Raw genomic sequence first — 25,968 nt, 5'->3', positions numbered from 1 at the left:
AGAATATCAATAGAAAGTAATAGAAAAAGGGTAGGATATTAATCCTATTTGCGATTGGTTTATTCGTCGCATGAAGGATCCGAAAAAAAACCATTTATGGATTGGTGAAAATATTTTTATTTTTATAGAAAAAAATATTTTTATGAAGAGAACGCTCTTGCTTTCCGCTGCAGTATTATTTTCTGCAATTACTTTTGCGCAGAATCCTGTTTTGCCCTCATCTACTCAAAATCCCTGGAATAGTCGTCCTGACATAATTATTAAGGGCGAAGAATTGAAAAACTTTCCTGGTGGTCAATTAATTGAAATGTTAATGGGACGGATACCAGGGCTTGAGCAGATTGCTTCTGATCAAATCCCAGTTGTTTTTATTGTTGATGGTTTCGTTTGGCCAGTTATTGATGCCCTTAATATTAATTTAATTGAAGAGGTGGCTTATTATCGTGGTGGACTTAACAGTAAACTTGGTGTACAGAATAGTAGTCCCGGAGGTGTTTTATACATCACTACTAAAACTGTTAAGTTTAATCAGCCTTTAAGTGCAACTGTAAATGCGATGGTGGGAAGTAATAATCTCGACAAAGAAAATGATAAAGATCAATCTACTTTTCAAAACTATCATGTTACTTTGGCGCAAGGACTAGATAAATTCTCCTGGCGTGCCGCTGTTGGTTATAATAAAAATATAAGAAATCTAAATCACTTTGATTTTACGCATCAGTTTCAGTTGAATGGAGATATTAGATTTAGCCCTTTAAAATGGGTGGATTTAGGAATAGATGTGAATTATGCACCTTTAAAAGGGGATTCTCCGATTAAAAAGGATCCCGTTTATTTAACTGAGCGTCAATCTAAAGATAAACAGAAAAATTGGAATGGTGCTTTTTATGTAAAGGTTAAGCCTTTAAAGGGATTATCAAATGAAACAAGGATTTTAAAAAGTAATTTGGTATCCGATAATGATAGTTACTTGTCGTATGTGTCTGGTTATAATGGTGGTACGCCGGCTTATAGTGAGCTGCTTACGAATCTTCGTTACAGTAATTTCGCTATCCTGAACGACTTGAACTATCAGTTTAGTGTAAATGAAGATAGAATTAAGTTTAAAACGACAGGTATTTTTCAGTATAATGATCAGAAAACGAAAGGGTATACAGAGCAAGGAACCATTATTGGTGGTGGAGATGTGACAAGCCAACAGTCGTTAGCTAAGTCCTGGTTCGAGTTCAGCCCGAAGGCTTATACTTTCATCGGGGATCTTTCTGTAAATTTTTATGACATCTTATCAGTGCAGGGAGGTATAAGAAGAGATAACTATAAAAATGATGAAAGGAGAGCTTTTTATGCACCATATTATTACGCAGATTTAAGTTTAAAAGGTCTTTTGATGAAAGATGTAGCTGCGATAAATGAAGTGCTTCTTTTTGGTTCTTACGGGCAATATCGTTCTGAAATTAATATGATTTCGCAAAATCTTTCAGAAACCGGAGTACTGGAAGGACAGGCATTTTATAGTGGAGCTTTTAATGTAGAAAATGATAAAATGAGGATGCAGAACTATGGTGTAAAGACCAGGTTTTTTGATAAGATAAATCTTGCTGGAGATTGGTATAAGAATGATAACTATGTTTATATTTCTTTGGTTATGCCACAGGGGAATTACTCGTCGCTTTTCCCTGTTGACTATAAGGGTTGGAGGATATGGAGTGATGCGGAAATTTTTAGAAACCAGAAATTTAAATGGGATGCAGGATTGAATGTGTTCAGGGATAATGTGAAAATTGGAGCTCCGTCAGGTACTGAATCTATTACAGACTCAGATGTTATAGAGTCTAAAGCTGCTACTCAGACAGGAATGCAACAGAACCTTTTTTATGCAAACTTTTCTCTGCGTACCAATACTGCTGCTTATTTTAACCATCCGGTATTTTCAGCTCCTATTAATGGAAATAGAATTCTGGAAAAGGCCTCTTTCATTAATCTAAATTATCTGTCCTTTGGTTATAATTTTAAAGAGCAGCTCGGTGGAGGAGCTACATTAAAGAACCTTAATGTCAGTTTTGTTGCCAGGAATCTGACTCAAAAGAAAAAGAATCTTAACGATTATACGCTTTCTAAAACGATTGGAGTAGCTATAAATGCTAGCTTTTAATTCATGAATAATTTATAAGAAAAAGGGATGCAATTTAAAAACTGCATCCCTTTTTCTTATAAACAGATTTTTATCTGTAGTAATGATTAGTATCTGTAAGCTTCTGGCTTAAACGGACCTTCAACAGGAACACCAATGTAATCAGCCTGGTGCTGATCTAATACATCAAGTTCAACACCAATTTTAGCTAAGTGTAAACGCGCAACTTTCTCATCTAAATATTTAGGAAGAACATATACTTTGTTCTCATATTTATCCGTGTTAGTCCAAAGTTCTAATTGGGCTAAAGTTTGGTTTGTAAATGAGTTTGACATTACAAAACTTGGGTGACCAGTTGCACAGCCTAAGTTTACTAAACGGCCTTCAGCCAGTAAGATGATGTCTTTACCATCAATTGTATATTTATCAACCTGAGGTTTGATCTCTACTTTAGTATCACCATAGTTTTTGTTTAACCAGGCAACGTCAATTTCATTGTCGAAGTGACCGATGTTACAAACTATGGCCTTGTCTTTCATTGTTTTGAAATGCTCAGCACGAACGATGTCACAGTTACCAGTAGTGGTTACAATGATGTCAGCTTCTTTAACCGCCGTAGCAAATTTCTTTACTTCATATCCTTCCATTGCAGCTTGTAATGCACAGATCGGATCAATTTCAGAAACGATAACACGTACACCTTGTGAGCTTAAAGATTCTGCAGAACCTTTACCTACATCACCATAACCAGCAACAACAGCAACTTTACCAGCCATCATTACGTCTGTAGCACGGCGGATCGCATCAACTAATGACTCACGGCAACCATATTTATTGTCAAATTTAGATTTGGTAACAGAATCGTTTACATTGATTGCAGGCAAATGCAATGTGCCATTTTTCATGCGCTCATATAAACGATGTACACCTGTAGTCGTTTCTTCAGATAAACCTTTAATTGCTGGAATCAGCTCAGGGAACCTGTCAAATACCATATTTGTTAAATCACCTCCGTCATCAAGGATCATGTTTAAAGGCTGACGATCAGGGCCGAAGTGTAAAGTTTGTTCAATACACCAGTCAAAGCTCTCTTCGTCTAAGCCTTTCCAGGCGTAAACCTGAATACCAGCAGCAGCTATCGCAGCAGCAGCGTGATCCTGTGTGGAGAAGATATTACATGAAGACCAGGTAACTTCTGCACCAAGTTCTACTAATGTCTCTATTAAAACCGCAGTCTGGATGGTCATGTGTAAGCATCCTGCAATGCGAGCACCTTTTAAAGGTTTTGAAGGTCCGAACTCTTCACGTAATGACATTAATCCCGGCATTTCTGCCTCTGCCAATCCGATTTCTTTGCGGCCCCATTCTGCCAGTGAAATGTCCTTAACTTTATAAGGAACGTAAGTTGTCTCTACTGATGACATATTTTTTATTTTTAAGTGTTTGAATTACAGTTATTTGTATTTATTGTGGTTTTAGCTTGCACGCTATTTGCACACCTTTAGTAAATATCTCTGTATTTCCTGATGCAAATTTACACATTAGTTTAGCTAAATTCAAAAGATAGGTTATGCCAGGAACTGATATTTAGAGTCAGGTAATCAGATCAAAGTAGGTGTGTCAGGAATTGAAATTATCAAATGTCTTTTTGATAATTGCGATAGTTGAATTTTCAACTTTAGGACTATTTATGATTCCGTTCATTATCTGATGATGAAGTCTGACGATTGTAAATATCTAAGATGCTTACCTGGCATGTGGCTTAGTTATTCCGTCATCCTCTATTGGCATCACTTCTTCGATATTCGGCCAAACCAGATAGTAATTAAAGGTTTTTCCATCAGAAGTACAAGCTACAGCATATGTAGAACTGCTTCTGTTTTTCTTCTTTATAAAGAACTCTCCACAGCCAGATACATTGTTTTTCATAAGAGTAGTCAAGATTATGCCCGTTTCGGCTCTGGATGGAGATAACCAATTCGAAGAATAGTCGTTCTGGATTTGAGCGGCGTTTGATTCGTCTGATAGACTCTTAATCACGAAAAATATAGCTAATGCGATAAGTATGTACTTCCCGGCGTTCATTTTGATTATGTTAATTAGTTCAGCAATATTAATAAATATTGCTGAACTATTGATTTTATACCATATTAAGTAGATTACTCCGTGAGGTTAGTAACAGCTTTATTTCGTTATCTGTGTTTCTGGCTAAATCAACTGATAATTCGATTATGTAACCGCTCAACGTGGCGGTTTTCCATTTGAATGAAACGAAGCTAAGCGGCATCTGATCTATAAGATACGAAGCTTTTTTCGGCAAGATTCCTTTTATTGTAGCTATAACGGGTATGAAGTATTTATATGGGAGAGTGTTAAACATGTATGCCTCTGCAGGTTCAATTACACAATCTTTAACTTCCCCCACGTGCATAATCTCCATAGTTCTCGCAAAATAGTTTGAGTTCGCTAAAAGTGCTATGGAGTTTTCCAGTCCGAATGCGGCATCATCAATACCGTTTATGGTGTCAAAATACTGCTTAAATGTAATTTTGATTTTTGTGCCATCAATGCCCCTAATTCCATCGCCGGAAGTGAAAATTAAGTTTTTCCAGGTATTTGACAGTAAATTCGGTACGAGACAAAGGGTCAAATAATAAATAATATAGGAAAGACTAACATCAAATTAGGCCGTTACAAAAAAAAAAGCAATTTTGCATTTAACTTTTACAGGAATAATAAATATGCAGGAAATTATAATATCAGGTATTGGTTGGTTAGGTGTGATTTTATGTACGGGAGGCTATTTTTTACTGAGTATAAAAGTTTTAACTGCCGAATCGCGCATTTTCCAGCTCATTAATGTCATGGGCGGGTTGTGTTTAGTAACGATAGCACTTGAAAACAGTGATATGCCTAATGTTATGGCTAACCTGCTCTGGACGTTTATTGGGGTGTACGGTTTGACCCGCCGGTTAAGAACTCAAGGGAACGTCGGAAAGGACTAAATTATTGATGCCCAAAATTTGATAGGCTTTACCTTTATAGTAATCCAATCTTTCTGCATAAATCTTTTTATCATCCTCTAAGGAAAGGTAAAAATAGGCGCCATCAACCAGTACAAAAATTAAGTCAGCTGCTGCTTTTGGATCCTGAACCTGTATGAAATCTTGCTCATTGCATCGTTCTATCATTGAAGCAAGTGCAAAGCGAAGTGAGTCTAGTATAGTCTTATATTTAGCTTTGATTTTCTTTTGTCTGAACGCCAAAGCATAAAAGGTGTAGAACAGTCCGTCGTCAAATAGTAAGTTCCATTTTTTTGAAAAGAGCATGTCAATCGTTTTACTTAAGTCTGAAAGCGTAACTCCATCTTTGTTCTTAATTGTATAGATTAACAAATATCGCTCAAGTATATAGTCAATAAGTCCATAAGTAAGGTCTTCTTTTGTTTCAAAGTAGTGAATAATGAGACTAGGATTTATATCCATAACCTTCGCAATTTTGGCTATAGAGGTATTCTCATAGCCTTCGGTTTTCGCTACTTTATAAAATACCTTGATGATTTCTACTTGTCTTGCCTCTTTAATACTTTTTCTACCCATGATAAAATTTAAGCTTTGAAATTAATCAAAAATAATCTTAATCCTTGAATTTATTTTTATTAATTGAATGTATGTTCAATTAATTTATTAATTTAGTTCTAACCTAATGTTAATCTAACTAACCGATGTTTGCCGAGCTTGTTAGATTAACATAACAAACCAAATTAAACTAAATCTCAATGCAATTATGAAAAAAAAGCTACTACTAATTTGCTTCATGCTTTTTGTAGCAAAGGGTTTTGCCCAAAATATCACCGTGAAAGGTGAGGTTTTGGATGCCGAAACTAAAGGGCCAATCCCATCAGTTAGCATCACCGTAAAGGGGACGAAACATGGGACCTCAACAAACTCAAATGGTATTTACACCTTAACAAATGTAAATGCTAAGGCGACTCTGGTATTTTCTTACCTGGGATATAAGCCTCAGGAAATTAAGCTGGAAGGGAAAACGCAATTAAATGTAACATTATCTCCTGATTTGGGCGACCTCCAGGAGGTAGTGGTCGTTGGTTTTGGTACGGCGAAGAAGATTAATATTGCTGGTGCAATAGATCAGATTTCCGGTAAACAATTGGAATCACGACCAGTTGCCAATGTAATGCAAGGACTACAAGGACTTAGTCCGGGTTTAAATATCACTTATGGAGGCGGTGCTCCCGGTACTGTACCTGTTATAAACATCAGGGGATTTACCTCTATAAACGGAGGTTCGCCCTTAATCGTAATTGATGGGATTCCGGCAGCAAGTAATGATGATATGCTGAGGTTAACGCCTTCTGATATTTCTTCATTTACCGTATTAAGAGATGCTGCATCTGCGGCTATTTATGGTGCAAGGGCTGCTTTTGGCGTAATTCTAATTACTACTAAAAAAGGAGCAGAAGGTCGTACCGTAGTTAGCTATAACGCGTTAACAACCTGGGGTAAGCCGACAGTACTTCCGGAACCGGTAACAGATCCATACATCTTTTCAAGAGTTTTAGAGACTTCTACTAACAATACGCCATGGGATTATGTGAATTTTTCTGATGAGTATTACAAGTGGGCTAAAGAGAGATCCGATGATCCTTCACTTCCCGATACACGTATTGATCCAACTGATCCAAATAAAAACAGATGGCAATATATGGGGAATAACGACTGGTATGATTTCTTCTTTAACAAGGCCAGTTTATCCCAAAGTCATACACTGACTTTTTCTGGAGGAGCTCAGGTTAATAAAGCTCCATTGACTTATTATTTATCTGCTGATTATACAAAAGAAAACGGACTGAATAAGCTTGCTCCTGATTTTTGGAACCGCTATGGTTTAAGATCAAGAGTCGGTTTTTCTCCTTTATCCTGGTTAAAAATAGATAACAATCTTAACATCTATCAAACTAAAAAGGCACTTCCAAACGCTAGTATCACCGATCTTTATTACCTGCAGCCAACGGATGTCGCGAAAAATCCTGACGGAACCTGGGCAAACACGGCGACCGGCAGACTTGCTGCCAGATTGGTTGATGGTGGGGATAATCTTCAATCGATGTTTGGTTTTCATAATATAACAGGAGCAACTGCTTCATTTTTAAATGGTGACCTCCAGGTAAATGGCGATGCTTCCTTTAAGCGTGAGCTATGGAAGTCTAATAGCAATTCGAAGAAGTACAAAATTGGCTTTGGCCCAACTGACATCAGGGAAGAAGGTGGTAATGGTTTTGCACGTGAGGATAACGGCTATTTGTTCAATAATGCATTTAACTTATATACTACTTATAAAAAAACCATTGGCGATCATTTCCTGAGTGCGATGGTGGGCTATAATTCCGAAGACTATAGTTATTCCAACGTTAATGTCCGGAGAGATAATCTTATTTCTTCCTCTCTACCTTATCTTAGTTTAACTACAGGTGAGATCGCACTTTCGCCGGATTATACTGCATATGCTTCTACAAGTGTTTTCAGTAGGTTAAATTACATTTATAAAAACCGCTATATTTTAGAGGCTACCGGAAGATATGATGGATCTTCCAGATTTCCTATAACCCACCGATGGGGATTTTTTCCTTCAGCTTCTGTGGCCTGGGTTGCCAGTGGAGAAGAGTTTTTTAAACCGCTGGCTCCAGTTGTATCCACATTTAAGCTTCGTACATCATACGGTGATTTGGGTAATCAGGCGGCAGATTCAAGAGCATTTTATCGCGATTATGGTTACATACAGACTATGCCGACAGGGACTTCTCCATACCTGATCGGTGGAGAAAGAAAACAGATTATTCAGTCTGCCCCACCATTGTATGTTGATCCCCGGACATATACCTGGGAGCGGGTTTCTACACTTAATGTGGGTACTGATATCGGCTTATTCAGCGATAAGTTGTCATTCACTTTTGACTATTTTATACGCAATACAACAGGCATGCTTGTTGGCGGGCAGGAATTACCAGGTGTATTAGGAACAGCTGTGCCTAAACAAAATGCTGCCGATCTTAGGGCAAAGGGATGGGAATTGTCTGTTACTTATAGAGATCGGTTTGATTTGGGCTCTAAACCATTTAATTTTGACACGAAGTTCTTCATTTCCGATTCTCGTGCCGAGATTACAAAATTCAAGAATGATCAAAACTTATTATCTACTTACCGTGTAGGACAGACTATAGGCGAGATTTGGGGACTGCAAAATGATGGTTTGTTCCAAAGTCAAGCTGAAATCGATGCCCTTGATGAATCAAGTATCATTCCATGGGGAGCCCTTGACATTATTCAGGGCTGGCCTAAATACAAAGATCTGGATGGGAACAAAAAAATAGAAAAAGGATTAAGTTCTGATGATCCAAAAGATCTTAAAGTTATTGGCAATACCACGGATAGGTATAGTGTTGGTGTTAACATGAATATGGACTGGAATGGATTTGATCTTTCTGTATTCCTTCAAGGAGTGTTGAAAAGAGATTTTTATCCTCGTCATTATTTGTTCTGGGGACCTTATCAGCAACCTTATGCTAATGTATACCCCTGGAACCTGGATTTTTACAGAGGCGCAGCGGATTCCCCTGAACAAAGGGCAAAACACTCAGCTTCTTATATAGCTGCGGGATTGGCTGATGCAAATACGGACTCTTATTTCCCAGTGTTGCAATCATGGTTGGCGGATGCAAATTATGGCTCAGGTTTAGATATCCCGCAAACTAAATATTTGCTCAATGGTGCTTATCTGAGAATCAAAAATGTCTCCCTTGGTTATACTTTGCCAGCTAAGTTAACCAATCGTTTTAAAGTTAACCGCCTCCGTGTATTTGTTACCGGAGAGAATCTTTATGAATTTTCTTCCATTAAAAAATACATAGATCCTGAGGCTGTAAACCAGGGATATAGTGCTTGGGCCTATCCATACCAAAGACGATATGCAGTTGGTTTAAATCTGGACTTTTAATCATCGGGAAGTTAATCATCATTTAAAAAACAGTTATGAAAAAGAATATATACATCCTGTTTGCAACAATCGCAGTTTTGATCACTGCCTGCAAAAAGGGAGATCTGGATCGTTTTCCGGAAACACAAATATCTCCAAACGTTTTCTTTAATACAGAAGAAGATCTTGCTTTATATGTTAACGGATTATTATCAATGCCCGACAGAGGAAGTTATTTGGATGATCAAAGTAGTGATAACGTAGCTACTACTGCTGCTGTAGAAGTAAAGAATGTAATGGGAGGTGATGTCAATGCACAAAATATAGTTGGAGGCTGGACCTGGGCCAGGTTACGGAATATCAATTATTTTTTAGAAAATTATAATAAAGCAAAGATTAGTACCGAAATAAAGGAACATTATGTTGGTTTAGCAAAGTACTATCGCGCCCAGTTTTACCTGGATAAGGTAAAACGCTTTTCCGATGTGCCATGGTATTCTGGAACCTTGAACCCTGATGATAAAGAATTGTTTAATCCACGGGATAGTCGTGCACTGGTTATAGATAGTGTAATGGCTGATCTTGATTTTGCCTATAAACATGTTAAAACAAATGTGCCTTTCGGAACGCCAGGGAAGTGGGCTGTAGCTGCATTTTATTCCAGGGCAGCGCTTTATGAAGGGACTTTTCGTAAGTATCACCCTGAGTTAAATTTGACAACAACAGCAAATGTTTTTCTTGAAACTGCCGTTAAGATAAGTGATGAAATAATGAAGGAAGGAGGATTCTCAATTTTTAATAGAGGACTACCTGATCAGGATTATGCAGCTTTGTTTTCAAGTCAGGATTTAAGTAGCAATAAAGAAGTTATATTGGTCAATGTTTTTGATCAGGCTAAGAATGTAACACAAAATGTAAATGGTGTTGTATTTGGCGATTATGAACAAGCGCCAGCAAGGGATCTTATCCAGACCTATTTAATGAAGGACGGTAGCCGTTTTACAGCATTGCCGAATTATGATAAATTTGGTTTTGTAAAAGAGTTTGAAAACCGTGACCCACGTTTAGCGCAAACCATTGCTTATCCGGGCTGGATTAGTGTTCCTAATACAAAACCCTACGTTCAAAGTCTTAATAAAAACTTTACAGGCTATCACCAATTAAAAGGGTATGTGAACAGTAATGATCAGGCAATTTTAAACAGTGTTGATTTTCCCGTTTATCGTTACGCAGAAGTGTTGTTGAATTATGCTGAAGCTTTAGCAGAACTGGGTACGCTTAACCAAACGCAGCTCGACAAATCTGTTAATTTGCTTAGAAGAAGAGCAGGTATGCCGGATCTCAATTTAGCTCAGGCAAATGCATCTCCTGATCTCATTTTACAGCAAGAATTTAACAATGTGGTGTCAAACCAGGGCGTGATCTTCGAAATAAGAAGAGAGCGTAGGGTAGAGTTCGTTTTCGAAAATACGCGATACGATGATTTGATGAGATGGAAAGCTGGAAAATTACTCACTAAAAGTCCCGAAGGAATGTATTTCCCAGGTTTAGGAAAATATGACTTAACTGGAGACGGAATCGAAGACATCATTTTAATAGATAGATCGCTTACCATTCCGGATGCAGAACATAAAGAAAAGAATTCATTAGGGGTAGTACTTAATTATTACCGTACCGGCGTGATAGGCTCCGACGCTACCGTGTATTTAAAAAATGGTGCCAATGGCGGAGCCATTGTAACGGAAACGGCTGTTCGTAAATTTGAAGAGCCTAAATATTATTATCGTCCAATTCCACAACAACAAATTGTATTAAACAAGAACCTAAAACAGATATTCGGGTGGTAATAACCAACAAGTCTATTTAGCAAAAAAACGAGATGACAATATTAAAAAGAAGGTCTTTGTTAAAGGCAGCAGGATTAGCCGTTGGTGCTGTAGCAACCAGCGGCCTGTCGGCCTTTACTTCCAATCCTGAGAAACCAGATCAGAAAACTAAAAAACTGGCACTTTCTGTAGCGCATATAACCGATGTACACATTGGAGAAGGTGAAAATGCCCCTGAACGATTTAAAAAATGCTTAAAGCATATCATTACTAAACATAAACCTGATTTCTTCCTGAATGGTGGTGATTCTATTGGTGATGCATCGTACGACAATGTTGTATACGATCAGGTAATTAAGCAGTGGGGTATTTGGGATGATTGTATAAAAACCCTGGATAAATACGAAGTGCATAGTTGCATCGGTAATCATGATTCATGGTGGAAAGCGCCATCTAAAGAACATGAGATGTATGGTAAGAACTATGTGGTTAAGCGCTTGAAAATTCCCAACAGATACTACAGTTTTTCAAAAAAGAACTGGCATTTTATTGTGCTTGACGGAAACAATAGCAACATCTCATTAGATCAGGAACAATACGAATGGTTGGAAAAGGAGCTGGAGAAACTACCTGCATCTACGCCAACATTGCTCATGTCACATTATCCAATTTTGGGAACTACCCAGGTTCTTGTAGGCGGAGGCCACTCTGACTGTAAAAAGCTAAAGGATCTTTTTCACAAGCATCGCGATAAAGTGAGGGTTTGCTTAAGCGGACATAATCATTTATCCGACAATACTCATTATAATGATGTTTTGTATTGCTGCAATGGTGCAATGAGCGGTTTCTGGTGGGGTAAAGGGGATGCTGAATCTGCAGGACCTGGCTATTACTTGGAAACCCCTCCAGGCTATGCAATGCTGAGTTTATACGAAGATGGAACAGTTGAGAATGAATATTTTCCGCATACGTTTTAATAAGATCGAATTCTGGTTTCTACGTAAAAACTAAGCGCTTAATGTCCATTAACCTTTGATGCTAACAACAAGTGCTGTACATTTGTATATTCAAATAGAAATTAATAAAGAAATAAAAGCATATGTATCCAGAATATTTAGTAGAACCAATGCGTGCAGAACTTACTAAAGTAGGTTTTGAAGAATTAAAAACTGCAGAAGATGTTGACAATGCGATCACTGGTCAGGGAACTGTATTTGTAGTTGTGAACTCTGTGTGTGGTTGTGCCGCTGCAAATGCGCGTCCGGCAGCAAGATTGGCAGCAGCTAATGAAAAACACCCTGATAAATTGGTAACAGTTTTTGCTGGTATGGAAAAAGAAGCGGTAGACAGAGCAAGAGGTTATATGATGCCTTTTCCTCCATCATCACCTGCAATGGCTTTATTTAAAGATGGTAAGCTAGTGCATATGATAGAACGCCACCAAATTGAAGGACGTCCGGCTCAAATGATTGCTGACAGTTTAATCGGTGCATTTGATCAGTACTGTTAATTTATAGCGAGAAAATAATTATGAAAGGGAGGTATCTGAAGAGATAACCTCCTTTTTTATTTTGATGAGATATGATATAGCACTTTACTGTACAGCTCATCAGGCAAAAACGGCTTAATCACAATGTCGTCAATTCCAGCTGAGGTAACCCTATCTGCAATCTCCTCTGGTAGATTGGCTGTAAGTGCAATTATTGGAATAGTGACGCCGTTTTGTCGCATTTTCATACTCGATTTATAACCATCTAATATAGGCATGTGCAAATCCATTAATATCAGCTTGTGCCTGCTTACATCTAATTTGTCGAGCGCCTCCTGCCCGTTTAGGGCAACTTCAATCGTAGCTCCCCAACGTTCCAGGTACCGTTGCGCCACAAGTACATTCATCAGATTGTCTTCAACCAATAAAATGTCTACTCCGGTAAGTGGTTTGTCGCTTTCTGAAGGCAACTGGTCCTGCTTTTTATACTCCAGGGTCTTTATACTTTTTTCAAAGGTCTGTATGAAATAAAACGTAGAGCCTTTACCTTCATCACTAAATAAGTTTAATGATGAGTTTTGGAGTTCCAATATCCTTTTACAGATGGCCAGGCCTAATCCAGTTCCACCGAAGCCACGGGAAGTTGAGGAGTCTGCCTGTGTAAATCGTTCAAAAATGAGCTTTTGCTTATCTTTCGAAATTCCGATACCTGTGTCCTTGACTTCAATATTTAAAGTAATGGTAGTCTCTGTTTGCGCAGTAACAATAACGCCAACCTGCACAAAACCATCGTTTGTAAACTTTATGGCATTATGAACCAGGTTGGTCATTACCTGAGATAAACGCGTAGGGTCGCCAAGTAATTTATTGTTGAGTTGATCATCAACATGAAGTGTCAGGCCTATTCCCTTGTCATGTGCGGCGCTTTGCATTCCCGAAACGATATTGTTCGCAATAGAAGTAACATCCATTTCAATATGTTCGAATGTAACTTTTCCTGCTTCAATCTTATTCAGGTCTAAAATATCATTTACGATCGACAACAGATTGTTCGCAGAAAACAACATGACGTCCAGCTGTTCTTTTTGATCGTTTCTCGGTGTGTTTTTCAACAGAAGATGGCTCATGCCAATAACAGCATTTAATGGGGTTCTGATCTCATGGCTCATCGTACTCAAAAACTCACTTTTAGCAATTAACCCCTGTTCGGCTTCAGCTCTTGCCTTTTTAAGTTCAAAAGATACGCGATGAGATAAAATAAGGGATTGAAGAAAGAAAAAGCTTACATAAAAAAGGAAACTCAACAATTGGAATGGCGGAACGAGAGACCAGTAATGGAGTAAGGAGATGGCAAATACTGGCATTAATGCAAAAGAACTTAACAGGGCATAAATTGCCCCAGGTCTTTTTCTGATGTAAGCCAATGCATAAACATAAGGTACGTATACCAGGCAGAAAAGCATAACTATCAAAAAAGGGTTCATCAGCTGTGTAAAATAGTAAGGCGTAAGTATGATGGTAGCTGTTGCGAAACCGAAGCACAGCCATCCGATTGTGTTGATCACCATCATATTTACATCGTTGGGATAGAGATAGCGAGTGTACAGTGCAAACAAACCAATGCCTATGAACAAACTTAAATATTCAAGACGGATTGTAAAGTACCAGTCCATGTTAGGTATCACGCTATGCAGCACATAATTGTCTATGCCCATAATCCTATAACTGTAAATTATGGAGAACAAGGCGAACAACAATATGGCTTTGTCACGGTTCCCCATCAGGTACAGACCAAGAAAAAAGAAGCCGCCCATAATCAAGCAGCCTGTCAACAAAAGGTCTATCGCTTCAGCCTGTTTACGTTTTAATATGATGTTCGCTTTATTTCCTATCCATAAAGATTTTTTTACCCCCGCTTTGCTATGGGTAAAGTTTGCTACCTGTAATAATATGTTTAGTGTGTCTGTACCCTTTGGTATTTCTAAGATTTTACTTTCCCAGTAGGGGACAAAGCCGTTGGCAGTTTTGCTTACTGTTCCATTCGATGCAACCTTATAGCCATTTATGTATAATTTGTAAGCCGAGTACACCTCCGGCATCGAAATCCTTAAATAATCATTTGTTTTTGGGAGTAAAACAGTGAGCGAGTAAGAAGCGTAACCCTTTGCCGGAAAGCTTTTACCATTTATTTCGTCTGTCCATCTGTAAGGGAAATTTACAATTATTCCTTCATGGCGTTTTAGATCATTAGGACTGATGAGCTGATCCCAATAAAAAAACCATTCCCCATCTAGTGGGATTTTTTGATCGAGTAATTGGTTGCGCAGATCTATAATGCCATTTTTTGCAACTGGTACTGTTGCATTAGCATTAGCGAAACTATAACTTGTAAAGCAGCATAGTATTAGCCGTGCGCCGTAAAAACACTTATTTAACCCCATTGGTAATTACCAAAACACTTGATTAATACGCAGCACTAATCAATTAATGATTTTAATTTCTGCGCTAATATATGCTAAGTTATTAAGTAATGAAATTAAAAATCCTTGTTCAGTAATTTTTCAAGTTCTCCAAAGGAAACATTCATTCTTACTCTGCCTTGTTTGGCATAAGCAATCTCTCCGGTCTCTTCTGAAATGATAACTGCAACAGCATCAGTGGTTTCCGATACGCCAATTCCTGCACGATGGCGCAAGCCGAATTGTGGTGGCAATTTATCATTATCAGTTAAAGGGAGAATGCAGCTTGCACTTTTAATTTTATTCTCTGCAATAACCACTGCTCCATCATGTAAGGGACTATATTTTTGGAAAATGCTTTCCAGTAAACGTTTGGAGATTTTAGAGTCTATCAATTCACAACTATTGGCAAAAAGCTGATCATCATAAAATTTAACAAAAACGATGAGTGCACCGGTTCTTGATTTTTTCATGCTTTTGCAGGCATCAATAATCGGCTTAATTCTAATCAGGTTGTTTTGTTCAATATTCTTGCTGCCAAATAAATAACCCCACCAGGCTTTGTTTTGTTGCAAAAAGGTATTCTTACCGATTAACAAAAGAAATCTTCTGATCTCCGGCTGAAAAATTACAATCAATGCAATGATCCCAACACTCATGAACTGGTTAAGGATGGTCGAAAGCAATTTCATATCCAGGGCATCTACAACCCAGTGGATAACCAGTATAATAACCATACCCAGTAAAAGGTTTACGGCTAGTGTGTTTTTTATAAGGTTGTAGATGTAATATATAATGAGTGCGACAAGAATAATGTCTACCGCATCAGTAATTGTTACTTTTAAGAAATCAAATTCTAATGTTTTCACTTATGTTTAATTATTGTACCGGCAAAGCCTGCATCTGTTTAATTCTCGCCAAGTTAGGAATTTTTTAGCCATATTATTGCTGTTGCATCTTAGTCACTAAAGCAATGCACTCGGCAGCAGCTTTTACATCGTGAACCCGTAAAATGTTTGCTCCTTTTAGTAAAGCGATAGTATTTAATGCTGTTGTGCCATTTAAAGCCTGCTCTGGTCCGCCACCCAAGAACTTATAAATCATCGATTTCCTGGAAAGTCCGGCAAGAAGGGGAAGTTCAAAAATATCCAGATCTTCCATGTGTCGTAGGACTTCATAGTTCTGATCCATAGTTTTGGCAAAGCCAAATCCCGGATCCAGAATAATATCGTTTATCCCGAGGTTTTTAAGTTCGCTTACTTTGGCAGAAAAGTAATTAGCCATTTCCAGCATCAGATGCTGATAATCTGTATTTTGCTGCATAGTTTGAGGAGTGCCCCTCATGTGCATAATGATATAAGGTACTTTTAAATCTGCTACAGTCCGGAACATTGCTTCGTCCATATTACCTGCTGCGATATCATTGATTATATGCGCACCGGCCTCAATCGCATTGCGGGCAACTTTAGCCCTAAAAGTATCTATTGAAATTAAAACATCAGGAAAATTGCGGGTAATGGCTTCAACCACAGGAACCATCTTGTCAATTTCCTCTTGCTCGGTTACATCGTCTGCTCCAGGTCTGGATGAATATGCTCCAATATCTATGAATTTTCCACCCTCATCAATGATAACCTTAGCACGCTGTAAAGCCAGCTCAACAGAACTGATACGGCTGTTGCTGTAAAAGGAATCTGTAGTAAGATTTAAGATACCCATTACACAGGGACTACTTAAATCAATCAGTCTACCTTTTACGTTTAGTGTGGTCTTTCGGTTTAAAAATGTATCTTTAGCCATTGTTTTAATGCAAACTTAGATAAAAAAGGAATGGTATTAAAACGGGTTTGAACTTATTATTTTAATTGTTTTGGCAACAAATACATCTCAGGAATTCGACGCTGTAATAGCGGTTTGTAAATCGCTTTTTTTAAAGAAAACCAAAGACTATGGTACAGCCTGGCGCATATTAAGGCCGGCATCTATTACCGATCAGATTTTTATAAAGGCTCAGCGTATCCGTACACTGGAAGAAAAGAAAATCTCTAAAGTAGGAGAAGGTATTATTCCCGAATACATCGGTATCATTAACTACTGTGTCATTGCTATGATGCAGCTGGAGTTGAATGATCAGGATCCCCTGGAGATGGAACTGGCGGTAGTGGAAGCTAAATATACTGAGTTGGTAAATGAGAATAAAGAGCTTATGTTCAATAAAAATCATGATTATGGCGAAGCCTGGCGTGATATGCGGATAAGTTCATTAACGGACCTGATCCTGATGAAAATATTTCGCGTAAAACAGATTGAAGACAATCTGGGGCAAACAGTCGTATCCGAAGGTATAAAGGCCAATTACCAGGATATGTTGAATTACGCAGTTTTCGCATTGATCAAATTGGAGGTTCAGTAATGAAGAAGATCACATTAAACTTTGCAAGAATATTTGTTGGTGTTCTTTTTATATTTTCAGGGTTAATAAAAGCCAATGACCCACTTGGATTTGGTTACAAACTACAGGAGTATTTTGAAGTATTCCACATGTCATTTCTGGGTGGCATGGCTACGGGGATTGCCATATTACTTTGTGTGTTCGAAATTGTTCTCGGTGCATTGTTACTGTTTGGTTTCTGGAGCAAAAAAGTTACAGGAGGATTATTAGGAGTCATTATATTCTTTACCTTTTTAACTTTTGTTTCCGCGGCATTTAAGGTGGTTACTTCTTGCGGGTGTTTTGGTGATGCAATTCCTTTGACACCTTGGCAGTCGTTCTCTAAAGACCTGGTTTTGCTGGTGCTGATCATCTATCTATTTATCAATCACAGTCTGATCAGACCAGTAACTGAGAATGGAAAGCTACAGCAGGCACTATTGGTATTGGTAACACTGACATCAACCTTATTTGGCATTTATACGTATTCAACACTACCGGTTTTAGACTTCTTGCCGTACAAAATAGGAGGGAACATACCTGAACTGATGAAAATTCCGGAAGGTGAAAAAGGTGATGAGTATGCTATTATGTACAATATGCACAATAAAAAAACCGGAGAGAAAAAGGTGATGAGTGATAAGGACTACCTGAAAACAGAAATCTGGAAAGATGACAACTGGGAGATTGTAGGTGATCCGGATAAAGTTCTGGTAAAAAAAGGTTACGAACCTAAAATAAAAGATCTGCTGATCAGTGACGCTTCAGGTACGGATTATACTAAAGAATTAATAGAAAATCCATATTACAATCTGATCATTGTAGCTTACAACCTTAAGGATGTAAATGAAAATGCCATTGCAAACCTAAATGCATTAGCCCTAAATGCTACTGAACAATTTAACATCAGGACTGTCTTGTTAACTTCTAACTCGGCAAGTGATGCTGATCTGTTCAGCAAAAGGATGAAGTTGTTTGCCGAGGTGTTTTATGCTGATGCGGTACCTTTAAAAAGTATGGTCAGATCTAATCCTGGTGTATTATTGCTTAAAAATGGTGTAGTGATCAATAAATGGCATTACAATACAGTACCTTCATTTGATAAACTGGCTGATCAATATTTTAGTAAGTAGATATGCTGCAATACGCCGTCAAAAAAATCTTATATGGATTTGCCGTAATGGCTGGCGTAATTGTAGTGGTGTTTATTCTGTTTAATATATTACCCGGTGATCCTGCAAGGATGACGATGGGGCAACGTGCTGATGTGTCGTCCCTTGAAGCTGTGCGCAAGGAATTTGGACTGGATAAATCTAAGCCTACGCAGTTTTTTTTGTACCTGAACGACCTATCGCCGATAGGCTTTCATGAAAATACTGCAGAAAACAAAGAGAAGTATCATTATTTAAAAATGATTACCATAGGGGATCAAGTACTCGCCCTTAAATGGCCATATTTAAGGCGTTCTTATCAAACAAAACGTGATGTAACCAGTATTTTATCGGAAACAGTGCCCAATACTTTTATTCTGGCTTTTACAGCTATGGTATTTGCTACTGTAATCGGTGTATTTCTGGGGATAGTTTCAGCAGTAAATAAAGATACCTGGATAGATAAAGCAGCAAATTCATTTGCTATACTGGGTATTTCAGCACCTTCCTTTTTCGCCGGAATTATCATTGCCTGGCTGTTTGGTTTTGTATTGAGTGATTATACAGGTCTCAACATGTCTGGGAGTTTATACAGTTATGATCCTTTCAAAGGAGAAATCATGACCTGGAAAAACTTATGGTTACCCATGGTTACTTTAGGTTTAAGGCCATTGGCTATCATTGTGCAGTTAACACGTAGTGCGATGTTGGATGTATTGGCCCAGGATTATATCCGAACAGCAAGGGCTAAAGGTTTAAGTCGTAATACTATAATCTATAAACATGCATTAAAAAATGCCTTGAACCCGGTTATTACTGCTATATCGGGTTGGTTTGCTTCGTTGTTGGCAGGCTCCTTTTTTGTTGAATACATATTTGGGTATAACGGACTTGGTCGGACTACAGTAAATGCACTGGAGATGGCTGATTTTCCAGTGGTGATGGGCTCCATCCTTTTTATCGCATTTGTATTCGTAATAATTAATATTTTAGTAGACGTATTATATGCCTTTGCAGATCCAAGGGTAAAACTAGCATAAATGATGAAGATATTTCTGATCGGCTTTATGGGCTGTGGTAAAAGTACAATGGGAAAAAAATTAGCTCAAAAACTGGGCTATATATTTATTGATCTTGACCATCAGATAGAAAAAAGTCTTGGGACCACCATAGGCGAATATTTCGCTACGCATGGTGAGGCTGCTTTCAGAAAACTGGAAAGTGAAACTTTAAAAAACTTTGATTATCCGGCGAATACGGTAATAGCAACAGGGGGAGGTGCTCCATGCTTTTTTGACAATATGGACTGGATGAATGAGAACGGATTGTCTATGTATATAGAAATGTCTGCTGCAGCATTAGCCAAACGATTGGAAAACGGTAAAGAGAAAAGACCTTTGCTTAGAGATCTGAATGAGGAACAGATGATTGAATTTATAGAAAAGAAACTTACCGAGCGCGATATTTTTTACAAACGTGCACTCCTTACTATAAGTGGAATAAACCTCACTGCTGATGCAATGAGGGCATTAATACTGAGCAGACAATAGCCTGCTCAGTGTTTGTTTATCTATAGATGTTGGGTCTTTTCTTCATCATCTGGTCTACAGAGAAGGGGCCGGAGCCTACTACCCAGAATAAAACCAGTAGTAACAATACCAGGATTGATAGCCAAAGTTCATTGTTAAGTACCGAGAATCCACGTGACAGGTTCACAAAGAAAACGGCAACAATCAATATTGGGATCTGAATGACTGCTGCAAACCGTGTAAGCAGACCAATAGTAATTAAAAGGCCACCTACCAGGTGTACAAAGCCAACAATATGTAAACCCAGGCTAGACATAAAGCCGGAGAAGCCCCATGTGTTGTTTTGTATTAACATGTCTTGAAGTGCTGCAGTATTGCTCACAATTGCAATACCCTTACTAAAGATAAGTACACCTAATACGATACGGATAACATCAAGCCATTTGGCATGATGGACATCGCCCCAGTGCTCAATTTTTTGAATTACTGTCATACAGAATGCCTTCTTTTTAATGAAGTCCTCTATTAAAGTTAATAAAAACTAATGAGACAAACAATAGTAAATTGTTAACAGTAAGTTATTTAAAGGCGTTGCCAGGAGGTGTCTGCCTGCTTCTGTAAGATCGCCGAAAACTGCTGTCTTGGCGGAAGGTTTAAGTAAGGGTAGGTTACTTTTGATAAATAAAGTCCCTGTGGATGTGCCGGCGTAATTAACTCAGGCGTTCTTTTATCGATCAGGTAGCTTTCAAACTCGTCTACACTCAATACTCCCTTGCCAATCTTTAACAATTGTCCCATGATGATCCTGATCATTTTACTCAGGAAACGATTAGAGGAAATCTGGAAACGAAGGTGATCTCCACTTTCATCAACTGATAAGCTGGCGGATTTAACATAACAAAGCGTATGTTCGTATTTATCCGGACTGGTGCAAAAAGACCTGTAGTCATTGTAGTTTGGTAATAGTGCTGCAGCTTGTTTCATTTTATCAAAGTCCAGGTGGTCAACCAGGTAAAATGAGCTCAATCCGTTCAGGAAAGGATTCTTATAAGTATGGATAAAATAGTCATAAGATCTCTGCACTGCGTCAAAACGGGCATGCTGCATTCCATCCATAGGTATGATGTCAAAAACAGCGATATTGCCAGGAAGCAGCTTATTTAACCTGAACATCAGGTCGAAGTCCCAAGCCTGCTCCACATCCATATGGAAAAAGAACTGACTGGCATGTACCTGTGCATCGGTACGACCGCAACCAATGATAAATACAGGTGTCTTTAAGACTGAACTTAATGCTTTTTCTAAAATACCCTGTACGTTCATCACCCCTGGCTGTTTCTGCCAGCCACTATAATTTAATCCGTTGTAACCTATGTGAACAAAGTACCTCAATTTTTTTCTGTTGTTATTTTCTTCCCGCTCTTTTATTCAATTCTTCAATTGGCATATTCATCATTCTGCCAATTGGATTTTTTCCGCGATAAGTGATTACCCTCAACATCGTCGCGTCTTTTGGAGGCGTTATTTTCTCCTTGTATTTCGGGTAAAAGCGATCAGGAAAGGAGTTGTCAAAGCTGTAATAAATGTCGAGACCATCTACTTCAGTACCCAATTCTATTAACAGTTGTCTATCCGCAGATCTGCTGACTTTAAATATAGGATCATATACACTAGGTGCATATTTGGTTTCAGCGATGTCCATGCGCTTAAAATGCTGTTCTACTCTGCCAAAAAAGTTTGGCCAGTTCTTTTTGTCGGCGGGCGACCAAACTGATTCTGCAATAGCCATGCCTCTCGGCCAGGTCATATATTCTGCCTGACGGATATTGTACACTTGCTCTGTCCATAAGTTGGCCTGACCTCCTTTAATGTATTTTGGATCAACGCCTGCTGGTATAGGCTCAAATTGATACGCTTTACTTAAACGGAGCGAAGCATATACCCGAGGTTCGGTAATCGCATCAGCCTGCATGTAATCAAGGTAAGCGAATTCTGTAGGACTCATCACGACCTGATGTTTCATGTTCGCTGCGGCAACACCATATTTGGTGCCACGCCAAGCCATAACTGCTGCATCAGGAGGCATAGCGCCATTTAATATCTCATCCCAACCGATGAATTTTTTTCCTTTTGATTCGACGATTTTCTGTACGCGCTTTTCAAAATAACCTTGTACCTGGTGCATATCTTTTAAACCTTCTTTCTGCATTAGTGCTTTGATGGCATCGTTTTTCTCCCAGAAATTGAACGGTGCTTCGTCACCACCCATATGCATATATTCAAATGGGAATAACGCAGCAACCTGTGTAATTACCGTGTCTAAAAAGGAATATACTTTTTCATTAGCGGGACAAAGGGTATTGTCTACCAAGGCTAAAGGTGGGGCACCTCTTGACCAGTCCATAATACGTTCTCCAGAACGTACCTTATAATTTTCTGCACCTGGGGTGCATGATAATTCGGGATAAGAACTGATTGCAGCCAGACTATGACCAGGGACATCAATCTCCGGCAGGATATTTACAAAACGTTCTTTTGCATACTGTACCAGTTCTTTAATGTCTTCCTGTGTATAAAATCCACCATAGTTACGTGGTTCATCAGCAGCTGGAGCGGGAAAGGTTCCAAAATCACCTACTTTTTTTACACTCCAGGCGCCTACTTCAGTCAGTTTAGGGAAACCTTTAATCTCTATCCTCCAGCCTTCATCATCTGTTAGGTGTAAATGAAGGATATTATATTTATAGCGCACCATGGCATCTATGTATTGTTTTACCTCATCTTTAGTGAAAAAATGACGGGCAACATCAAACATCAAGCCTCTCCACCCTAAGCGTGGATAGTCGGTAATGGAAACACAGGGAGCTTTCCATTCAATTCCTTCTACAGCTTCTTTGCTTTCAATAGCTGCAGGAAATAACTGAAGTAAACTCTGAACACCATAAAAAAGACCGGCCGCTTTATTGGCTGTTATAGTAATGTGATTTGGCGTAACTGTTAACTGATAGCCTTCGTCTCCAAGTCTGTGGTTTGCTTTGTCATTTAATAGAAGTTTGATCTGTGCAGTTTCCGACTTTCCTGTTACCGAAGATACATAACTGCCGCTAGGTACAGAGAGCCTTTCTTGTAAAAAGGTAAGCACCTGGTGTGTTTCTGGTGTTGCTGCACACTGTATGGTTACATTGGCAGGTAAAACAAAATAGCCTTCGCTTTTTACGATTTCTACGGGTTCGGGGATAATTGCAATTTCAGCGGGGATATTTGACGAACTTGTATTTTCGATCGTAACGGCAGACTGTGGAATTGAATTCTGTGCAAAAACAGCACAGCTGATCAGGCAAAAATATAGGGTAGAAAGAAAAATCTTCATGTAATAAATGCTTATCGAATTATAGTTCTGGAAAACGGCTGCAATTTACCAATTACTTTAATGCATCCAATACGGTAAATAGTTTCTTGTTGATGCCGGAACCTGAATAGTTATTGATGTTGATGACAATAATATATTTGTTTCCTGCATTACTCGTATGGTAACCAGCAAAGGCTGACACATTGTTTATTGTTCCACTTTTTATTTTCATCCCATTGTTTTCAGGAAAGCCTTTATAGTAATCGGTATACCAGCTTTCCTTTTGTGCCTGGAATAAGATATTAGCCATAGCTCTTGTGGTTACCCGGTTTGCCGGCGATAATCCGCTACCGTCTATAATATTTAACGCATTTTTGTCTGTTCCTTTAGCTGCCCAAAAATTAATTACTGTTTCTGCACCATTTTCTGTACTTGCTTCCTTACCTGATTTTAATGCTAAGGTTTTAAGCATGGCTTCACCATATAAATTGACGCTCTTCTTTAAAAACCAGAAACTGATTTCAGATAAGGTAGGGGAGCTTGTTGTGCTGATTTTTTTTGTTTCGGCATTAAGTGACAAGCCGTTTAAAGCCATTACACGTGTTGTTGTTGCAGGTTGTGTAGTTTGAATTCCCAGTCGTTTCAGGGTATCCTGCAAGCGATATGCGCAATCATAAGCAGGGTCAGGTAATGCCGCGGAAATGCTGTTTTTACCAATTCCCAAACCCCAGCTCCCTCTCAAATATGCAGTATTGCCATAAGGAGGCAGAAATACATAAGCGTTGTCGCCAGTGCCTGATGCTCCTGTTTTCAGCTCGTTCATAATCTTTAAGTAAGACATATCAGGAGCAGTTTTAATCATTTTGGCTGCTTCATTTTGTTTCGTGCCAGGTTTTAAGTAGATATCGAATTGGTTGTCTCTCCAGGATAATCCCGAAGCGCCTGCGCCAAAATAATTTCCCAAGTCCTGCCAGGTCCAGCCTATAGGCGTTATTTGTGTGCCGAAAATACGGTCGTCACCTATTATGGCACCTTCTATCTTTTTTATACCCGCTTTTTTTATTGCTGTGGCCCACTCTGTTAATACTACCGTTTCTTTATTCTGGTATCGCATGGACCCTAATGTAGGGTCACCACTACCAATGATGACCAGGTCCCCTTTCAAAGTTCCATCCGCGGTAATACTTCCTGCGTAGGCTAAGGTAGTTTGAAATTGAAATTCTTTACCCAGCATGCTGAAAGCAGTTGCTGCCGTAATTACTTTTAAGGTTGATGCTGTGGCCAGCCCCACCTGTTCATTGTGCATAAATAAAGGGATGCCGGTATTGGCATCAAGCACGCAGAGGGAAGTAATGGCATATTTGGTTTGAGGATCAGCTAAAAAAGAATTGTAAGCTCTTTCCAGTTTTTGTATAGGCGTTTGAGCAAAGGAGAAACTGCCGGTTAGCAGAAAGAGTAAAAAGGGAAGTACTAATCTTTTAGACATATGCTTTTAAAATTAAAACGGCCGTCATCCTGAATTCGTATCAGGATGATGGCCGTAGTTTATTAGATTGCCCGGATTAAATTATACCAACTGGTTTTTTACCAGGTATTCAGCAATCTGAACCGCATTTGTTGCAGCACCTTTACGAAGGTTATCTGCTACAATCCACATGTTCAATGTGTTTGGTAAAGACTCATCACGTCTGATTCTTCCAACAAATACCTCATCTTTCTCATGCGCATCTTTAGGCATAGGATATTTAAGGTTTGCAGGATCATCCACTAAAATTACACCTTCTGTAGCGGCTAACAGGTCTTTTACTTCAGTTACATCAAAATCATTTTCAAACTCGATGTTCACTGATTCAGAGTGACCACCCATTACCGGGATACGCACTGTTGTTGCAGTAACTTTAATACTGTTGTCGCCCATAATTTTTTGGGTTTCCAATATCATTTTCATCTCTTCTTTAGTGTATCCATTATCCTGGAAAACATCTATCTGAGGGATTACGTTTAAGTCGATAGGGTAGGCATAAGCCATAGGGCCGTCTGTAATACCTTTACGCTCATTCATCATTTGCTCAACAGCTTTAACGCCAGTTCCGGTTACAGACTGGTAAGTTGAAACTACTACACGTTTGATCTTATATTTATCATGAAGTGGTTTTAAAGCCACTACCATTTGGATTGTTGAACAGTTCGGGTTGGCAATGATTTTATCATCAGCAGATAATTCGCTTGCATTTACTTCCGGTACAACCAGCTTTTTCGACGGATCCATGCGCCATGCAGATGAATTGTCGATTACTGTAGTACCTACTTCAGCAAAACGAGGGGCTTCAGCTAACGATGTGCTGCCACCTGCAGAAAACAACGCAATATCAGGTCTCATCGAAATCGCAGTATCCATGCTTACAACAGCGTACTTCTTACCCTTGAATGAGATTTCCTTACCAACGCTCTTTTCAGAGGCTACAGGGATCAATTCGGTTAACGGGAAGTTACGCTCTTCTAATACTTTTAACATCACGGTGCCTACCAGGCCGGTGGCTCCTACTACTGCAATCTTCATTTTTTCTAATTTGTTGTTTTACTTGTTTTTAATTATTTATCAATTGTATT

At 38.7% G+C, this 25,968-nt stretch carries 22 protein-coding genes; 10 read left to right on the top strand and 12 right to left on the bottom strand.

Annotation, left to right across the window (positions count from 1 at the left end; all coding sequences use genetic code 11):
- Positions 1-142: 142 nt before the first annotated feature.
- Complete coding sequence (locus tag R2Q84_RS16880) at positions 143-2,152, top strand: hypothetical protein (protein ID WP_316817757.1); 2,010 nt, start codon at positions 143-145, stop codon at positions 2,150-2,152.
- Between the two features lie 86 nt (positions 2,153-2,238).
- On the opposite strand, the gene ahcY is transcribed toward R2Q84_RS16880, so the two are convergent.
- From ahcY to R2Q84_RS16865, 3 genes are all read right to left on the bottom strand, one after another.
- On the bottom strand, positions 2,239-3,555 hold the full coding sequence (gene ahcY / locus R2Q84_RS16875; protein ID WP_316817756.1) for an adenosylhomocysteinase: 1,317 nt from the start codon (positions 3,553-3,555) through the stop codon (positions 2,239-2,241).
- 322 nt (positions 3,556-3,877) lie between these two features.
- A complete protein-coding gene (locus R2Q84_RS16870) occupies positions 3,878-4,060 on the bottom strand; it encodes a hypothetical protein (protein WP_316817755.1) in 183 nt (60 codons plus the stop codon).
- Between the two features lie 211 nt (positions 4,061-4,271).
- Positions 4,272-4,781, bottom strand: coding sequence for a hypothetical protein (locus R2Q84_RS16865; RefSeq protein WP_316817754.1), 510 nt, complete (start codon positions 4,779-4,781; stop codon positions 4,272-4,274).
- 91 nt (positions 4,782-4,872) lie between these two features.
- Here R2Q84_RS16865 and R2Q84_RS25255 point away from each other — a divergent pair, with 91 nt between their 5' ends.
- Positions 4,873-5,136 (top strand): CBU_0592 family membrane protein, encoded by a 264-nt coding sequence (locus R2Q84_RS25255; protein WP_410478429.1) that lies wholly within the window; start codon positions 4,873-4,875, stop codon positions 5,134-5,136.
- On the opposite strand, the gene R2Q84_RS16860 is transcribed toward R2Q84_RS25255, so the two are convergent.
- A complete protein-coding gene (locus tag R2Q84_RS16860) occupies positions 5,104-5,730 on the bottom strand; it encodes a TetR family transcriptional regulator (RefSeq protein WP_316817753.1) in 627 nt (208 codons plus the stop codon). The genes R2Q84_RS25255 and R2Q84_RS16860 overlap by 33 nt on opposite strands.
- A gap of 187 nt (positions 5,731-5,917) precedes the next feature.
- On the opposite strand from R2Q84_RS16860, the gene R2Q84_RS16855 reads away from it, so the two are divergent.
- The 4 genes from R2Q84_RS16855 (at position 5,918) to R2Q84_RS16840 (ending at position 12,460) form a co-directional block, all read left to right on the top strand.
- Complete coding sequence (locus R2Q84_RS16855; RefSeq protein WP_316817752.1) at positions 5,918-9,145, top strand: TonB-dependent receptor; 3,228 nt, start codon at positions 5,918-5,920, stop codon at positions 9,143-9,145.
- 35 nt (positions 9,146-9,180) lie between these two features.
- Positions 9,181-10,971 (top strand): RagB/SusD family nutrient uptake outer membrane protein, encoded by a 1,791-nt coding sequence (locus R2Q84_RS16850; protein WP_316817751.1) that lies wholly within the window; start codon positions 9,181-9,183, stop codon positions 10,969-10,971.
- A 32-nt stretch (positions 10,972-11,003) separates the two neighbouring features.
- The gene (locus R2Q84_RS16845; RefSeq protein ID WP_316817750.1) at positions 11,004-11,927 is read left to right on the top strand and encodes a metallophosphoesterase family protein; all 924 of its coding nucleotides are present in this window, start codon (positions 11,004-11,006) and stop codon (positions 11,925-11,927) included.
- Positions 11,928-12,049: 122 nt separating this feature from the next.
- Entirely contained in the window at positions 12,050-12,460 is a 411-nt protein-coding gene (locus R2Q84_RS16840; protein WP_316817749.1) for a BrxA/BrxB family bacilliredoxin, read from the top strand.
- A gap of 56 nt (positions 12,461-12,516) precedes the next feature.
- Here R2Q84_RS16840 and R2Q84_RS16835 read toward each other — a convergent pair whose 3' ends face one another.
- From R2Q84_RS16835 to folP, 3 genes are all read right to left on the bottom strand, one after another.
- Positions 12,517-14,880, bottom strand: coding sequence for an ATP-binding protein (locus tag R2Q84_RS16835; protein ID WP_316817748.1), 2,364 nt, complete (start codon positions 14,878-14,880; stop codon positions 12,517-12,519).
- Positions 14,881-14,975: 95 nt separating this feature from the next.
- The gene (gene cdaA / locus R2Q84_RS16830) at positions 14,976-15,767 is read right to left on the bottom strand and encodes a diadenylate cyclase CdaA (protein ID WP_316817747.1); all 792 of its coding nucleotides are present in this window, start codon (positions 15,765-15,767) and stop codon (positions 14,976-14,978) included.
- Positions 15,768-15,840: 73 nt separating this feature from the next.
- The gene (gene folP, locus R2Q84_RS16825; protein WP_316817746.1) at positions 15,841-16,698 is read right to left on the bottom strand and encodes a dihydropteroate synthase; all 858 of its coding nucleotides are present in this window, start codon (positions 16,696-16,698) and stop codon (positions 15,841-15,843) included.
- A gap of 70 nt (positions 16,699-16,768) precedes the next feature.
- On the opposite strand from folP, the gene R2Q84_RS16820 reads away from it, so the two are divergent.
- Genes R2Q84_RS16820 through R2Q84_RS16805 form a run of 4 tightly spaced genes read left to right on the top strand, consistent with a single transcriptional unit; the run spans position 16,769 to position 20,030 of the window.
- Entirely contained in the window at positions 16,769-17,311 is a 543-nt protein-coding gene (locus R2Q84_RS16820; RefSeq protein WP_316817745.1) for a DUF1599 domain-containing protein, read from the top strand.
- Positions 17,311-18,462, top strand: a complete 1,152-nt coding sequence (locus tag R2Q84_RS16815) for a BT_3928 family protein (protein WP_316817744.1) — start codon at positions 17,311-17,313, stop codon at positions 18,460-18,462. The genes R2Q84_RS16820 and R2Q84_RS16815 overlap by 1 nt, the downstream gene beginning before the upstream one ends.
- 2 nt (positions 18,463-18,464) lie before the next feature.
- Positions 18,465-19,520: an ABC transporter permease gene (locus R2Q84_RS16810; RefSeq protein WP_316817743.1), complete on the top strand. Its 1,056-nt coding sequence runs from the start codon at positions 18,465-18,467 to the stop codon at positions 19,518-19,520.
- The gene (locus R2Q84_RS16805; RefSeq protein ID WP_316817742.1) at positions 19,521-20,030 is read left to right on the top strand and encodes a shikimate kinase; all 510 of its coding nucleotides are present in this window, start codon (positions 19,521-19,523) and stop codon (positions 20,028-20,030) included.
- A 16-nt stretch (positions 20,031-20,046) separates the two neighbouring features.
- Here R2Q84_RS16805 and R2Q84_RS16800 read toward each other — a convergent pair whose 3' ends face one another.
- The 5 genes from R2Q84_RS16800 to R2Q84_RS16780 all read right to left on the bottom strand — a co-directional run bounded on the left by R2Q84_RS16800 (position 20,047) and on the right by R2Q84_RS16780 (position 25,918).
- Positions 20,047-20,502 (bottom strand): DoxX family protein, encoded by a 456-nt coding sequence (locus tag R2Q84_RS16800; protein ID WP_316817741.1) that lies wholly within the window; start codon positions 20,500-20,502, stop codon positions 20,047-20,049.
- A gap of 89 nt (positions 20,503-20,591) precedes the next feature.
- Positions 20,592-21,401, bottom strand: a complete 810-nt coding sequence (gene truA / locus R2Q84_RS16795) for a tRNA pseudouridine(38-40) synthase TruA (protein WP_316817740.1) — start codon at positions 21,399-21,401, stop codon at positions 20,592-20,594.
- A 13-nt stretch (positions 21,402-21,414) separates the two neighbouring features.
- Entirely contained in the window at positions 21,415-23,379 is a 1,965-nt protein-coding gene (locus R2Q84_RS16790; protein ID WP_316817739.1) for a beta-N-acetylhexosaminidase, read from the bottom strand.
- Positions 23,380-23,431: 52 nt separating this feature from the next.
- The gene (dacB, locus tag R2Q84_RS16785) at positions 23,432-24,844 is read right to left on the bottom strand and encodes a D-alanyl-D-alanine carboxypeptidase/D-alanyl-D-alanine-endopeptidase (protein WP_316817738.1); all 1,413 of its coding nucleotides are present in this window, start codon (positions 24,842-24,844) and stop codon (positions 23,432-23,434) included.
- A gap of 81 nt (positions 24,845-24,925) precedes the next feature.
- Positions 24,926-25,918 (bottom strand): aspartate-semialdehyde dehydrogenase, encoded by a 993-nt coding sequence (locus R2Q84_RS16780; protein ID WP_316817737.1) that lies wholly within the window; start codon positions 25,916-25,918, stop codon positions 24,926-24,928.
- Positions 25,919-25,968 lie beyond the last annotated feature (50 nt).

Source organism: Pedobacter nyackensis (assembly GCF_032678475.1).
GTDB lineage: Bacteria > Bacteroidota > Bacteroidia > Sphingobacteriales > Sphingobacteriaceae > Pedobacter > Pedobacter nyackensis_A.
Note: the sequence above shows the minus strand (reverse complement) of the source record. Positions and strands in the feature narration are given on the sequence as shown.

Coding starts and splice junctions, on each gene's coding strand:
- dacB (WP_316817738.1), bottom strand. CDS start 24,844: ATGTCTAAAAGATTAGTACTTCCCTTTTTACTCTTTCTGCTAACCGGC.
- R2Q84_RS16805 (WP_316817742.1), top strand. CDS start 19,521: ATGATGAAGATATTTCTGATCGGCTTTATGGGCTGTGGTAAAAGTACA.
- R2Q84_RS16840 (WP_316817749.1), top strand. CDS start 12,050: ATGTATCCAGAATATTTAGTAGAACCAATGCGTGCAGAACTTACTAAA.
- R2Q84_RS16800 (WP_316817741.1), bottom strand. CDS start 20,502: ATGACAGTAATTCAAAAAATTGAGCACTGGGGCGATGTCCATCATGCC.
- R2Q84_RS16860 (WP_316817753.1), bottom strand. CDS start 5,730: ATGGGTAGAAAAAGTATTAAAGAGGCAAGACAAGTAGAAATCATCAAG.
- R2Q84_RS25255 (WP_410478429.1), top strand. CDS start 4,873: ATGCAGGAAATTATAATATCAGGTATTGGTTGGTTAGGTGTGATTTTA.
- R2Q84_RS16880 (WP_316817757.1), top strand. CDS start 143: ATGAAGAGAACGCTCTTGCTTTCCGCTGCAGTATTATTTTCTGCAATT.
- R2Q84_RS16850 (WP_316817751.1), top strand. CDS start 9,181: ATGAAAAAGAATATATACATCCTGTTTGCAACAATCGCAGTTTTGATC.
- R2Q84_RS16790 (WP_316817739.1), bottom strand. CDS start 23,379: ATGAAGATTTTTCTTTCTACCCTATATTTTTGCCTGATCAGCTGTGCT.
- R2Q84_RS16855 (WP_316817752.1), top strand. CDS start 5,918: ATGAAAAAAAAGCTACTACTAATTTGCTTCATGCTTTTTGTAGCAAAG.
- R2Q84_RS16835 (WP_316817748.1), bottom strand. CDS start 14,880: ATGGGGTTAAATAAGTGTTTTTACGGCGCACGGCTAATACTATGCTGC.
- R2Q84_RS16870 (WP_316817755.1), bottom strand. CDS start 4,060: ATGAAAAACAATGTATCTGGCTGTGGAGAGTTCTTTATAAAGAAGAAA.
- R2Q84_RS16810 (WP_316817743.1), top strand. CDS start 18,465: ATGCTGCAATACGCCGTCAAAAAAATCTTATATGGATTTGCCGTAATG.
- R2Q84_RS16815 (WP_316817744.1), top strand. CDS start 17,311: ATGAAGAAGATCACATTAAACTTTGCAAGAATATTTGTTGGTGTTCTT.
- R2Q84_RS16780 (WP_316817737.1), bottom strand. CDS start 25,918: ATGAAGATTGCAGTAGTAGGAGCCACCGGCCTGGTAGGCACCGTGATG.
- R2Q84_RS16845 (WP_316817750.1), top strand. CDS start 11,004: ATGACAATATTAAAAAGAAGGTCTTTGTTAAAGGCAGCAGGATTAGCC.
- ahcY (WP_316817756.1), bottom strand. CDS start 3,555: ATGTCATCAGTAGAGACAACTTACGTTCCTTATAAAGTTAAGGACATT.
- folP (WP_316817746.1), bottom strand. CDS start 16,698: ATGGCTAAAGATACATTTTTAAACCGAAAGACCACACTAAACGTAAAA.